This window comes from Acidovorax sp. GW835-FHT14B10 (assembly GCF_058793725.1).
The window spans coordinates 1-13,419 of sequence record NZ_JBXAGC010000025.1 but is presented as its reverse complement, the minus strand read 5'-3'; the positions used below and the strand labels follow the sequence as shown (position 1 = coordinate 13,419).

Genomic DNA, 13,419 nt, shown 5'->3' with positions numbered 1-13,419 from the left:
TGATGCACAAGCGCACACTGCTCTGTCTCGCGCCCGTGGCACTGCTGGCCGCCTGTGGGTTTCGCCTGCGGGGGGTGCCCGAGTTTTCCTTCGCAACGCTCTACGTGGCGGCACCGCAGGGCTCGTCCCTGGCGCGGGAGCTGATGCGCACGCTGCAGGGGTCGGGCAGCACACTGAAGGTGCTGCGCGATCCCGCCGACCTGCCGACCGCCGAGGCCGTGCTCGACCTGCTGTCGGAGCAGCGCGAGCGCGTGGTGGTGGGCCTCAATGCCTCGGGCCAGGTGCGCGAGCTGGAGTTGCGCCTGCGTGTACGCTTCAAGCTGCGCACACCGGCCGGCGAAGAGCTGATTCCCAACACCGAGCTGCTGCAGCAGCGCGAGATCAGCTACAACGAAGCCATCGCCCTGGCCAAGGAGGCCGAAGAGGCCCTGCTGTACCGCAACATGCAGACCGATATCGTGCAGCAACTGCTGCGCCGGCTGGCGGTGGCCAGGCGCTGACGCCGGCTCAAGGCGCAGACACTGAGGCCGACGGCGCGCGCATCAGCGTGCTCTTGCCAAACAGCGATTCCACCAGGTCCACGGCCAGCGCGGCCGTACGGTTGCGCACATCGAGGGCGGGGTTGAGCTCCACGATGTCCAGCGAGGCCAGGCACCCGCTGTCGGCGATCATCTCCATGCACAGCTGCGCTTCGCGGTAGGTGGGACCGCCGGGCACCGTGGTGCCCACGCCGGGTGCGATGTCGGGGTCGAGAAAGTCCACGTCAAAACTCACATGCAGGTGGGTGCGGGCATCCAGTCCGGCCAGCGCCTGCTGCATGGTCTGGCGCATCCCGACCTCGTCGATGTGGCGCATGTCAAATACCTCCAGGCCCTGTTCGTGCACAAAGCGCTTTTCGCCTGCGTCCACGCTGCGGATGCCGATCTGGCGGATCTGGTCGGGGCGCAGCGCCGGGCCGCCGCCGGGCATGCCCGCCAGTTGTGTCAGCGCGGCCGGGCCAAAGCCGCACAGGCAGGCCACGGGCATGCCGTGCACATTGCCGCTGGGGGTCAATTGGCTGGTGTTGAAGTCGGCGTGGGCATCGAGCCACAGTACGCGCAGCTGCTTGCCCGCCTCGGCGCAATGGCGCGCCACGGCGCTGATACTGCCCAGGCCCAGGCAGTGGTCGCCGCCCAGCAGAATGGGCAGGTGGCCCCGCTGCAGCTCGGCATACACGGCATCGAACACGCGCTGGTTCCAGTCCACCACCTCGGGCAGGTGGCGGTAGCCGTCCACGGGCGGCTGCCAGGGATTGGAGGGGCCGCTCAAGTTGCCCCGGTCCAGCACCTGCAGCCCGTGCAGCTGCAGCGCCGCCTGCAGCCCGGCCACGCGCAGGGCCTCGGGGCCCATGGATGCGCCGCGCGCGCCCGCGCCAATGTCGGTGGGGGCGCCGATCAGGCTGATGGATTGGGCGCTGCGCAGGGCGTTGGGGGGCATGGTGCTGGGGCTTTCGGGCAAGGCGGCAGAGGTTGGTGCGGGCACTGGCGCCCGGGAAGCATTCTCGGGGCTTTGGGCGCCCATGAACAGCAAAACAGCAGACCAGTCCGTGCCCGCTGTGGTGCCCCGTGCGCTGGCGTCCTGGCGGCGGGGGCTGTTCGGCGCATGGCAAGGCGATAAACTTTGCCGCATGCAAGTCGCCCTGGCCCAACTCTCACCGCATCTTCAACGGGGCCTGTCGCCGCTTTATGTGCTGCATGGCGACGAGCCCTTGCTGCAGCAGGAGGCGGCCGACGCCATCCGGGCCACCGCCCGGGCCCAGGGCTATTCCGAGCGCAGCAGCTACACCGTGGCTGGCGCACACTTTGACTGGAGCGCGGTGCTGGCCGCAGGCGGCAGTCTGAGCCTGTTTGCCGACAAACAGTTCATCGAGATCCGCATCCCCTCGGGCAAGCCTGGCAAGGACGGCAGCGTGGCGCTGCAGCAGATTGCAGAGGCGGCCAAGGGCAACGACAGCACGCTCACGCTGGTGATGCTGCCCCGCCTGGACAAGGCCACGCGCACCGGTGCCTGGTTTGCCGCGCTGGAGGGCAACGGAGTCTCCCTCCAGATCGACCCCATCGAGCGCGGCATGCTGCCGCAGTGGATTGCCCAGCGCCTGGCCGCGCAAAACCAGCGCGTGGTGGCGGGCGAAGAGGGCCAGCGCACGCTGCAGTTCTTTGCCGACCGCGTGGAAGGCAATCTGCTGGCCGCACACCAGGAGATCCAGAAGCTGGCCCTGCTGCACCCCCCGGGCGAGCTGACGCAGGCCCAGGTCGAGGCCGCCGTGCTCAACGTGGCGCGTTACGACGTGTTCAAGCTGTCCGAATCAGTCCTCGCCGGGCAGACGGCCCGCGTGCAGCGCATGCTCGACGGCCTGCAGGCCGAAGGCGAGGCCGAGGTGCTGGTGCACTGGGCGTTGGCCGAGGACATCCGCGCCCTGAAGCGCGTGAAAGACGCCATGAACGCCGGCCGCCCGCTGCCCATGGCCCTGCGCGAAAACCGCATCTGGGGCCCCAAGGAGCGCCTGTTCGAGCGCATCCTGCCCAAGGCCAGCGATGCCGCGCTGGCGCGCCTGCTGCAGTCGGCGCATACGGTGGACGGGATCGTGAAAGGGCTCAAGCAGCCCGACTGGCCGCAGGACGGTTGGCAGGCGCTGCAGCGGCTGGCGTTCCAGCTGTGCCGGCTGACGCAAGCGGCGCGGTGAGGTTTCACCGCCAGGTTTTCATTGTTTTTTGGCTCTGGATCTTATCCATCAAGCGCTGATAGCTATCAGAAAAATAGTATTGGTTCAGATGGATTCCAGCAGGCCACGCGCCTTGTCGACCCACATCTGCAGACTGTCGACCAGATCCTGCTGGCTGAACGAGCAGCTTTCTTCGGAGAACAGCGCGCTCGATTCCAGCCGGTCCAGCAGGCCGTGCAGCACCTCGGCGTAGCGCGGCGGCAGGGCGGCGAGCAGTTCGGCCTGTTCGCGGGCGGTGCGGCTGAGGGCGGACGCGGGCAGGGCGCCCGCGGTGAAGGCCTGGAGTGCTTCTTGCACGGGTTGGAGCAGGTGGGAGCGTGTCATCGGAGCCGCCGCAAAGTGTGAAGGGGCAAGGGTAACCGCTGTGCGGCGGGCACGCAGCGGGGTATCTGCGGCAAAATCCTGGCATGAACGCCCTCAATGTCACCGAATACACCCACGCCCTCGGTTTGCAGGCAAAAGCGGCCTCTGCGCTGATGGCCAAAGCGCCAGCAGCTATCAAGAACAAAGCGCTCAAGGCCCTGGCCCGCCTGCTGCGCGAGAACGTGGACGCATTGCAGACCGACAACGCCATTGACCTGGAGCGCGCCCGCGCCGCCGGCCTGGCCGAGCCGATGGTGGACCGCCTCAAGCTCAGCCCCAAGGTGCTGGAGACCTGCGCCCAGGGCTGCGAGCAGCTGGCGGCCATGCCCGACATCATTGGCGAAATCATCGGCATGAAGCAGCAGCCCAGCGGCATCCGCGTGGGCCAGATGCGCGTGCCGATCGGCGTGTTCGGCATGATCTACGAGAGCCGCCCCAACGTGACCATCGAGGCGGCCAGCCTGTCGATCAAGAGCGGCAACGCCTGCATCCTGCGCGGCGGCTCCGAGGCGATCGAGTCGAACAAGGCACTGGCGAGACTGGTGCAACAGGCCCTGGCCGAAGCGGGCCTGCCGCAGGACGCGGTGCAGCTGGTGCAGACCACCGACCGCGAGGCCGTGGGCCAGCTCATCACCATGCCGCAGTTTGTGGACGTGATCATCCCGCGCGGCGGCAAGGGCCTGATCGAGCGCATCAGCCGCGATGCCAAGGTGCCGGTCATCAAGCACCTGGACGGCAACTGCCACACCTATGTGGACGATCCCTGCGACATCGCCATGGCCGTGAAGGTCGCCGACAATGCCAAGACCAACAAGTACAGCCCCTGCAACGCCAGCGAAGGCCTGCTGGTGGCGCGCGGCGTGGCGGCGGAGTTTTTGCCGCAGATCGGCGCCGTGTATGCCGCCAAGGGCGTGGAGATGCGCGGCTGCCCCGAGGCGCTGGCCATCCTGGGCCAGGTGCCGGGCGCGAAGCTGGCGGCCGCCACCGAGCAGGATTGGAGCGAGGAGTACCTGGCGCCCATCATCAGCGTGAAGGTGGTGGCGGGCGTGGACGAGGCCATCGCCCACATCAACCGCTATTCCAGCCACCACACCGACGCCATCCTGACCACCAACCACATGCACGCCCAGCGCTTTCTGCGTGAGGTGGATTCGGCCAGCGTGATGGTGAATGCCAGCACGCGGTTTGCCGATGGTTTCGAGTTTGGCCTGGGGGCCGAAATCGGCATCAGCACCGACAAGTTCCACGCGCGCGGGCCGGTGGGGCTGGAAGGCCTCACCTCGCTCAAGTACGTGGTGCTGGGCGAGGGCGAGGTGCGGGTCTGATTTGCTGCTTATTTCATCGCTGGTTGCGCTTGCCAGTATTGCGCTGAAAGCCAATACCACATGAAGATCATCATCCTCGGAGCCGGCCGCGTGGGCCAGATCGTGGCCGACAGCCTGGTGTCCGAGCGCAACGACATCACCGTCATCGACACCGACGCCGAGCGTCTGCGCGACCTGGAATCGCGCTATGACCTGCGCGGCGTGGTGGGCAACGGCATCGAGCCTGCCGTGCTGGCCGAGGCGGGCGCGCAGGACACCGATCTGCTGATCGCCTGTGCCGCCCAGGACGAGACCAACCTGGTGTGCTGCAAGGTGGCGCAGCTGGTGTTCAACATCCCCAAGCGCATTGCGCGCGTGCGCTCCACCGGGTTCCAGCGGGATGAGCGCCTGGTGTCCACCGAAGGCTTTGCGGTGGACCGCATCATCTGCCCCGAGGAATCCCTCACCCGCTACATCGGCAAGCTCATCGAATACCCCGAAGCCATGCAGGTGCGCGAGTTCGCTGGCGGGCGGGCCTGCCTGGTGTCGGTGCGGACGCGGGCCGGCGCACCCATGGTGGGCCACACCGTGGCCGAGATGCGCAGTAGCACCCCCGAGGTGGCGGTGCGCCTGGTGGCCATCTATCGCCGCTTTCCGGAAGAGCCCGACCGCTTCGTGGCCTGCGCCGGAGAAACCCGCATCGAGCCCAGCGACGAGGTTTTTGTGCTGGCCGCGCGCGAGCACATCGCCCATGTGCTGGCCACCTTGCATCGCCAGGGCGCCACGCCAGTGCGGCCGGTGCGGCGCATCATGATCGCCGGCGGCGGCCGTGTGGGCCTGCACCTGGCGCTGGAGCTGGGCAGGGAGCCGGGGCGCTATCTGGTGAAGATCATCGAGGACGACAGTGCGCGCTGCATCGAGCTGGCCTCGCGCCTGCCGTCCGACACCCTGGTGCTGCAGGGCGATACCACCGATGAAAACCTGCTCGGTGACGAGAGCATCGACGAGATCGATCTCTTTCTGGCCCTGACCGACGACGACGAGGACAACATCATGTCCTGCCTGCTGGCCAAGCGCATGGGCGCGCGCCGCGTGCTGGCGCTGATCAACCGCCGCAGCTATGCCGACCTGATGCACGGCACGCAGATCGACATTGCCCTGTCGCCCGCGCAGGCCATGCTGGGCGAGCTGCTGGCCTATGTGCGCCAGGGCGATGTGCAGGCCGTTCACAGCCTGCGCCGGGGCGTGGCCGAGGCGCTGGAGATCGTGGCCCGTGGCGACCGCAAGACCTCGCGGGTGGTAGGCCGCAAGGTCAGCGAGCTGGCCCTGCCGCGCGACGTGCACATCGGCCTGATCGTGCGTGGCCTGCCGGATGCGCCGGATGCGCACGATGCACCCGGGGGGGCGCCCGATGCGCCGCGCGAGCCGCAGGTGATCATTCCGCGCAGCGCCACGGTGATCGAGAGCAATGACCATGTGGTGTTCTTCCTGCCGCACAAGCGGCTGGTGCGCGACGTGGAAAAGCTCTTTCGCGTGAGCGCCACTTTCTTCTGAACCGGAACAGGCCCGCGAGAACACCATGGTGGACATGTTTCCCGTCCTGCGCGTGCTGGGCATCCTGGTCATGATCTTTGCGCTGTCCATGGGGCTGCCGCTGGCGGTTTCTCTGTGGACCCAGGACGGGGTGTGGCATGTGTACCCCCTGGCCATGGCGGCCTCGCTGCTGGTGGGCGCCTGGCTGTGGTGGCGTCTGCGTCTGTTCCGGCAGGAGCTGCAGCCACGCCATGGCGTGATGCTGGTCTCGCTGGTGTGGATGCTGCTGCCACTGGCGGCTGCCGTGCCGCTGATGCTGGCGGGGCACCACACAGGGCGGCCGATGTCGTTCACGCACGCGTACTTTGAAGCCGTTTCCGGCCTGACCACCACGGGCGCCACGGTGCTGACGGGCCTGGACACCCTGCCCGTGTCGGTGAACGTGTGGCGCACCTTTTTGCAGTGGATGGGCGGCATGGGCATTCTGATCCTGGCGGTGGCGGTGCTGCCACTGCTGGGGGTGGGTGGCAGCCAGCTGTTCAAGGCCGAGGCGGCCGGACCGCTCAAGGACACCAAGCTCACGCCGCGCATGACCGGCACCGCCAAGGGGCTGTGGGGCGTGTACGCCCTTTTCTCCACCCTGTGTGGCCTGGCCTACTGGGGGGCGGGCATGGCGCCGCTGGATGCGCTGATGCACATGTTCTCCACCGTGAGCCTGGGCGGGCTGTCCTCCCATGACCAGAGCTTCGGGTATTTTCGGTCGCCGCTGCTGGAGGCCATCTGCATCTTCTTCATGCTGGTGGCCAGCTGCAATTTCGCACTGTATTTCGTGGCCATCCGCAAGGGGCAGTGGGGTGGCTTCTGGCGCGACCCGGAGCTGCGCGCCACCCTGTTCACGCTGGTCGGCGGCGGGCTGCTGGTGGCCGGGTTGCTGTGGGTCAAGGGGGTGTATGCGCCGCTCGATGCGCTGCGCCACGGCATGTTCAACCTGGTGTCCCTGGCCTCCACCACCGGCTATTCCACGGTGGACTATCTGGGCTGGCCGGTGTTTGCGCCCGTGTTCATGCTGCTGCTGTCGGGCCTGGCGACCAGTGCGGGCTCCACGGGCTGCGGCATCAAGATGGTGCGCGTACTGATCTTGCTCAAGCAGGCGCGCCGCGAAATGAACCGGCTGGTGCATCCGCGCGCGGTGCAGCCCGTGCGGCTGGGCGACGCGGTGGTGGACAACCGGGTGATCTTCTCGGTGCTGGCCTTCATGCTGGTGTATGGCGCCACCATTTTTGGCCTGAGCATGGTGCTGCTGCTGACCGATCTGGACCTGGTGACCGCGTTTTCGGCCGTTCTGGCCAGCGTCAACTGTACGGGGCCGGGCCTGGGCAGTGTGGGCCCCGCCGCCAACTACGCCGGGCTGACCGATTTCCAGATATGGGTGTGCACCCTGGCCATGCTGCTGGGGCGGCTGGAGATACTCAGCTTCATGGCCCTGCTCACACCGGCGTTCTGGCGGCGCTGAGCGGCAGGTGGCCAGCCCGCGCTGCCTTGCGAATCGTTGGCCCGACCCCAACTCCTACAATTCACCGCAATCGCTTTCCAAGGGCATCTATGGTTCCGCATCTCATCACGGCCCTCACGGGACCGATCAATGAACTCGAACAGCGCATCCTTGACTCGATGCCCGCCATCGAACGCTGGTTTCGCCTGGAGTGGATGGAGCACACGCCGCCGTTCTACACCTCGGTCGATATCCGCAATGCCGGCTTCAAGCTGGCGCCCGTGGACACCAACCTGTTCCCGGGCGGCTGGAACAACCTCACCAAGGAGATGCTGCCCCTGGCCGTGCAGGCCGCCATGGCCGCCATCGAGAAGATCTGCCCCGAGGCGCGCAACCTGCTGATCATTCCCGAGAACCACACGCGCAACACGTTTTACCTGGCCAATGTGGTGCAACTGCAGCGCATCTTCAACATGGCGGGCCTGAATGTGCGCGTGGGCTCCATCAGCCCCGAGATCAAGAAATCCACCCTGATCGAGCTGCCCAACGGCGACTCGGTGATGCTGGAGCCCGTGATCCGCACCAAGGGACGGCTGGGCCTCAAGGATTTCGACCCCTGCACGATTTTGCTCAACAACGATCTTTCGACCGGCGCGCCGGGCATCCTGGAAGACATTCATGAGCAGTACCTGCTGCCACCCCTGCATGCAGGCTGGAGCGTGCGCAGGAAGAGCACGCATTTCAAGAACTACGAGGAAGTGGCCAAGCGCTTCGGCAAGATGCTCGGCATCGACCCCTGGCTGATCAATCCGCTGTTCAGCCAGTGCGGCGCTGTGGACTTTGCCGAAGGCGCGGGCATGGACGGGTTGCAAAGCGGGGTGGATGCCCTGCTCGCCAAGGTCCGGCGCAAGTACAAGGAATACGGCATCCACGAAAAACCCTTCGTGATCGTCAAGGCCAACAACGGCACCTACGGCATGGGCATCATGACCGTGCGCGATGCCAAGGAGCTCGACGACCTGAACCGCAAGACCCGCAACAAGATGGCCGTCATCAAGGACGGCCAGCCGGTCAGCGACGTGATCATCCAGGAAGGGGTGCTCACGCAGGAGCGGGTGCACGAGGCCGTGGCCGAGCCGGTGGTCTACATGATGGACCGCTATGTGGTGGGCGGCTTTTATCGCATGCATGCCGAGCGCGGCGTGGATGAAAACCTCAACGCCCCCGGCGCCAGCTTCGTGCCGCTGGCGTTCGAGCACAGCACGCACATGCCCCAGCCGGGCGTGCGCCCGGGTGTGAGTGCGCCCAACCGCTTTTACATGTATGGCGTGGTGGCGCGCCTGGCCATGCTGGCCGCCAGCTACGAACTGGAAGCCACCAACCCGGACGCCGAGATTTACGACTGACCCGGGGCCATGCCCTGCCGGGGCGCCGGGGCCGGCGGGTAGTTGTTGCACTGCAACAAGATCTGCGGGGTCGATCCGCCAGCGCGGCGGCGGGCGCACAATAGCGTTCCCAAAAGTTACGGAACCCCGTCTTGCCCAGTGCCGCGGGGGGTGTCAGTGCAAAGTTCCAAATCATCGCTCGCAGCGCTCACGCTGGGCGCCATCGGTGTTGTCTACGGCGATATCGGCACCAGCGTGCTGTACGCGGTCAAGGAAGTTTTCGGCTCGGGCCATGTCCCATTCACGCCGGACAACATCTACGGCATCCTGTCCATCTTCTTCTGGACCCTGACCGTCATCGTTTCCCTCAAGTACGTGGTGCTGGTGCTGCGGGCCGACAACAACGGCGAGGGCGGGCTGATCGCCATGCTGGCGCTGGCCTCGCAGGCAGTGAAAGACAAGCCCCGCCTGCGCAAGGGGCTGCTGGCGGTGGGCATCTTCGGCACCTCGCTGTTTTATGGCGACGGCGTCATCACCCCGGCCATTTCGGTGCTTTCCGCGGTGGAGGGGCTGGAGGTGGTGTCGCCCCATTTCAAGCAGTATGTGATTCCGCTCACGCTGGTGGTGCTGTTTTGCCTGTTTGCCGTGCAAAAGCGGGGCACGGGCGGCATCGGAAAATTTTTTGGTCCCATCACGCTCCTGTGGTTCCTGACCCTGGCCGTGCTGGGGGTGTCGCACATCGTCACCCACCCTGAAATCCTCTGGGCGATGAGTCCGCACCACGCGCTGGGATTCATGTGGGCCCATCCGGGCATCAGTTTCATCATTCTGGGGGCCGTGGTGCTGTGCGTGACCGGGGCCGAAGCGCTGTATGCCGATCTGGGGCATTTTGGCAAACGGCCCATCCGCCTGGCCTGGTTTGGCGTGGCCATGCCGGCGCTCACGCTCAATTATTTTGGCCAGGGCGCGCTGCTGCTGGCCGAACCCGAGGCGGTGAAGAATCCGTTTTTCATGATGGCGCCCGACTGGGCCCTGGTGCCGCTGGTGATCCTGGCAACGCTGTCCACGGTCATTGCTTCGCAGGCGCTCATCACGGGCGCCTTCAGTGTCACCAAGCAGGTGATCCAGCTGGGCTATCTGCCGCGCCTGAACATCCTGCACACCAGCGTGCGGGATACGGGACAGATCTACATCCCGCTGGTCAACTGGGGGCTTTTCGTGGCCATTGTGCTGGCGGTGGTGATGTTCCGCTCGTCCAGCAACCTGGCTGCGGCCTATGGCATTGCCGTTACGCTGGACATGCTGATCACCACCACCTTGACGTTCTTTGTCATCCGCTATGGCTGGGGCTATCCGCTGGCGCTGTGCATTGCGGCCACTGGCTGCTTTTTCGTGGTGGACCTGGCCTTCTTCACGTCCAATCTGCTCAAGCTGTTCCAGGGCGGGTGGTTCCCGCTGATGATCGGCGGTGGCGTGTTCATGCTGATGATGACCTGGAAGGAGGGGCGCCGCCTGCTCAATGACAAACTGCGCGCCGATGCCATCGACCTCAAGGCTTTCCTGGAATCGGTGTTCCTGAACCCACCCACCCGCGTGGACGGCACGGCGGTGTTCCTCACGGCAGAGCCAGGGGCCGTGCCCAATGCCATGCTGCACAACCTCAAGCACAACAAGGTGCTGCATGGCCAGAATCTGTTCGTTACCGTGCGCAACCACGAAGTGCCCTGGATCGGGTTGGACAAGCGCCTGCAGGTCGAGCCCCTGGGGCACGATTGCTGGCAGGTGGTGGTGCATTACGGCTTCAAGAACGATCCCGACATCCCCAGCGCCCTGCACCAGTTGCGGGGGCGGGGCTGTGATCTGGAGCCCATGACCACCAGCTACTTCCTCTCGCGCGACACCATCATTCCCACCATTGGCAGCGGCATGGCGCCCTGGCGCGAGAAGCTGTTTGCCCAGATGCACCACAACGCCAGTGGCGCCGCCGACTTCCTGCATTTGCCCAACAACGCCGTGGTGGAACTGGGCTCCAAGATTGAAATCTAGCCAGATTTACAGAATTTCGGCCTGTGGCGCTTATGTGGTAGGCACAATGCGCTATTAAATATAGAGCAATATTGGTGCATGGCGATGCCAGAATGCACCCATGCAATTTTTCAAAGACCTGAGCCTGTCCGCCTTCACCGCCGGCTTTGTGGCGGTGCTGGTGGGGTTCACGAGTTCCGTGGCCATCGTTTTCCAGGCGGCCCAGGCGTTTCAGGCCACGCCCGCGCAAATCACCTCGTGGATGTGGGCGCTGGGGCTGGGCATGGGCCTGTGCTCGCTGGTGCCCTCGTTGCTGCTGCGCAAGCCGGTGATGGTGGCCTGGTCCACGCCAGGCGCCGCCGTGCTGGCCACCGCCGGACTGGCCGGAGGCTTCAGCATGGCCGAGGCGGTGGGTGCCTTCATGGTGTGTGCCGTCCTGATCACGGTGGCGGGTGTGACACGCTGGTTCGAGCGCGCCATGAACCGCATTCCCGTGGAGATTGCCGCAGCGCTGCTGGCGGGGGTGCTCGCGCGCTTTGGCATGCAGGCCTTCGCTGCGGCGCAGACGGCCCTGCCCCTGGTATTGCTGATGCTGGGGACGTATCTGGTGGCGCGCCGGCTGCTGCCGCGCTATGCCGTGGTCATCACGCTGGCGCTGGCCATCGGTTTTGTTGCGCTGCGCGGCGAGATGTCCTGGTCGGCCATCCGCCTGGAGCTGGCCATGCCCGTTTTCACGGCGCCGCAGTTCACCTGGTCTGCGGCCATCAGCCTGGCCCTGCCCCTGTTTGTCGTGACCATGGCCTCGCAAAACCTGCCGGGCGTGGCGGTAATCCGCGCCACGGGGTATGACCTGCCGGTGTCGCGCCTCATCACCATGACGGGGCTCGCGACCCTGGTGCTGGCGCCCTTTGGTGGCTATGCACTGAATTTCAGCGCTATCACCGCCGCCATCTGCATGGGCCCCGAGGCCCACCCGGACCGCACCAAACGCTACACGGCCGCGGTGTCCTGTGGTTTGCTGTATGTAGTGATCGGCATCTTCGGCGCGGTCGTCACGGGCCTGTTGACCGCGTTTCCCAAGGAACTGGTGGTGGCCATCGCCGGCCTGGCTTTGCTGGGCACGATCGGTAGCGGTCTGGCCGCCGCGCTGCAGGGCGAGCCCCATCGCGAGGCGGCGCTGATCACCTTCCTGGTCACCCTCAGCGGCGTGGTGGTGGCGGGGGTGGGGTCTGCGTTCTGGGGCGTGGTTGCCGGCAGCCTTGCGCTATTTGTGCAACAGTACAGGCGTTCCCAAGCCGAGAGCGTCTGACCAGGTCGGATGCAGTGAATGCGGCAATGCCATTGGGGCGGCAGCCTGTTCACCCTGTTGATACTTAACGCACGATCCTTTTTCCTGAAAAACCATGAAACTCCTGTTCATCGCTGATCCGCTCGAAGGCTTCAAGATCTACAAAGACACCACCTTTGCCATGATGCGCGAGGCACAGCGGCGTGGACACCAGCTGGCGGCATGTCTGCCACAGGATCTGGTGTGGCAGCGTGGCAGCCAGGTGACTGCTCGGGTGCGCGACATTTCTCTCACGGGCGATGCGACCGATTGGTTTCAGGCGCAGCCACTGCGCAGTTCTGCCCTCACGGCGTTCGATGCCGTGCTCATGCGCAAGGATCCGCCCTTCGATAGTGAATATTTTTATGCCACCCACTTGCTTGAACAGGCCGAGCGGGAGGGTGCACGCGTATTCAACAAGCCGCGCGCCTTGCGCGATCACCCGGAAAAGCTGGCGATCATGGAGTTTCCCCAGTTCATCGGCCCCACGCTGGTGACCCGTGATCCGCAAGACATCCAGCACTTCCATGCAGAACACCAGGACATCATTCTCAAACCACTCGACGGCATGGGAGGCATGGGTATTTTTCGGGTGGGTCCGGACGGGCTGAATCTGGGCAGCATCACGGAAACACTCAACCGCCACGGAGCGCAAAGCGTGATGGTGCAGAAATTCCTTCCGCAGATCGTGGACGGTGACAAGCGTGTCCTCATCATCGGGGGCAGGCCGGTGCCTTTCTGCCTTGCACGCATCCCGCAGGGCAGTGAAGTCCGGGGAAATCTGGCGGCGGGCGGCAAGGGCGTGGCTCGGCCACTGTCTGCGCGTGACTGGGAGATTGCCGAAGCGCTGGGTCCTGTCTTGCAGAGCCGGGGTTTGCTGCTGGCAGGCGTGGATGTCATCGGAGAGTGCGTCACCGAAATCAACGTGACGAGCCCGACGTGCTTCCAGGAGATCCAGGAACAGACGGGCTGCGACGTGGCGTATCTGTTCGTGGACGCGCTGGAGGCGGTTGTTGCCGCGCACGGCTGAAGACGGCGGGCAAAGTTGAACGTTCCCACTTTTCCATGCTATAGTCGATGGCTTCGCTGCTGTTGGCCTTCTTTGTGAGGGTTCTGGAGGCGGAGGAAAAAAGAAGATGGTTTTGGGTTTTTCTGGGTAAAAACCCGGTATATAATTCAAGGCTTCGCTCGGTGGATCTGGTTGCTGCAAGCGGCTGGGTTTGGAAGGT

General features: G+C 65.3%; 11 protein-coding genes. 9 read left to right on the top strand and 2 right to left on the bottom strand.

The annotated features are described in order from the left end of the window. The first annotated feature begins 2 nt into the window (after positions 1–2). Entirely contained in the window at positions 3–500 is a 498-nt protein-coding gene (locus AC1Q5S_RS17070; RefSeq protein WP_303833965.1) for an LPS-assembly lipoprotein LptE, read from the top strand. A gap of 7 nt (positions 501–507) precedes the next feature. On the opposite strand, the gene rocF is transcribed toward AC1Q5S_RS17070, so the two are convergent. Beyond that, positions 508–1,476, bottom strand: a complete 969-nt coding sequence (gene rocF, locus AC1Q5S_RS17065; protein ID WP_303833963.1) for an arginase — start codon at positions 1,474–1,476, stop codon at positions 508–510. 190 nt (positions 1,477–1,666) lie between these two features. Between rocF and holA the strand changes: the two genes are divergently transcribed. After that, positions 1,667–2,722 (top strand): DNA polymerase III subunit delta, encoded by a 1,056-nt coding sequence (gene holA, locus AC1Q5S_RS17060; RefSeq protein ID WP_492239115.1) that lies wholly within the window; start codon positions 1,667–1,669, stop codon positions 2,720–2,722. An 84-nt stretch (positions 2,723–2,806) separates the two neighbouring features. Here holA and AC1Q5S_RS17055 read toward each other — a convergent pair whose 3' ends face one another. Then, positions 2,807–3,085 carry a hypothetical protein gene (locus AC1Q5S_RS17055; protein WP_422205085.1) on the bottom strand — a complete coding sequence of 93 codons (279 nt, stop codon included), beginning with the start codon at positions 3,083–3,085 and terminating at the stop codon, positions 2,807–2,809. A gap of 83 nt (positions 3,086–3,168) precedes the next feature. On the opposite strand from AC1Q5S_RS17055, the gene AC1Q5S_RS17050 reads away from it, so the two are divergent. The 7 genes from AC1Q5S_RS17050 (at position 3,169) to gshB (ending at position 13,220) form a co-directional block, all read left to right on the top strand. Next, positions 3,169–4,449, top strand: coding sequence for a glutamate-5-semialdehyde dehydrogenase (locus AC1Q5S_RS17050; RefSeq protein ID WP_422205083.1), 1,281 nt, complete (start codon positions 3,169–3,171; stop codon positions 4,447–4,449). Between the two features lie 60 nt (positions 4,450–4,509). After that, positions 4,510–5,982 carry a Trk system potassium transporter TrkA gene (gene trkA / locus AC1Q5S_RS17045; protein WP_492239114.1) on the top strand — a complete coding sequence of 491 codons (1,473 nt, stop codon included), beginning with the start codon at positions 4,510–4,512 and terminating at the stop codon, positions 5,980–5,982. 25 nt (positions 5,983–6,007) lie between these two features. Next, positions 6,008–7,474: a TrkH family potassium uptake protein gene (locus AC1Q5S_RS17040; RefSeq protein WP_303833953.1), complete on the top strand. Its 1,467-nt coding sequence runs from the start codon at positions 6,008–6,010 to the stop codon at positions 7,472–7,474. 89 nt (positions 7,475–7,563) lie between these two features. Next, a complete protein-coding gene (gshA, locus tag AC1Q5S_RS17035) occupies positions 7,564–8,859 on the top strand; it encodes a glutamate--cysteine ligase (protein ID WP_303833952.1) in 1,296 nt (431 codons plus the stop codon). 156 nt (positions 8,860–9,015) lie between these two features. Then, complete coding sequence (locus tag AC1Q5S_RS17030) at positions 9,016–10,884, top strand: potassium transporter Kup (protein ID WP_303833951.1); 1,869 nt, start codon at positions 9,016–9,018, stop codon at positions 10,882–10,884. A gap of 100 nt (positions 10,885–10,984) precedes the next feature. Then, complete coding sequence (locus AC1Q5S_RS17025; protein ID WP_303833949.1) at positions 10,985–12,172, top strand: benzoate/H(+) symporter BenE family transporter; 1,188 nt, start codon at positions 10,985–10,987, stop codon at positions 12,170–12,172. A 94-nt stretch (positions 12,173–12,266) separates the two neighbouring features. Further along, positions 12,267–13,220, top strand: coding sequence for a glutathione synthase (gshB, locus tag AC1Q5S_RS17020; RefSeq protein WP_303833947.1), 954 nt, complete (start codon positions 12,267–12,269; stop codon positions 13,218–13,220). Positions 13,221–13,419 lie beyond the last annotated feature (199 nt).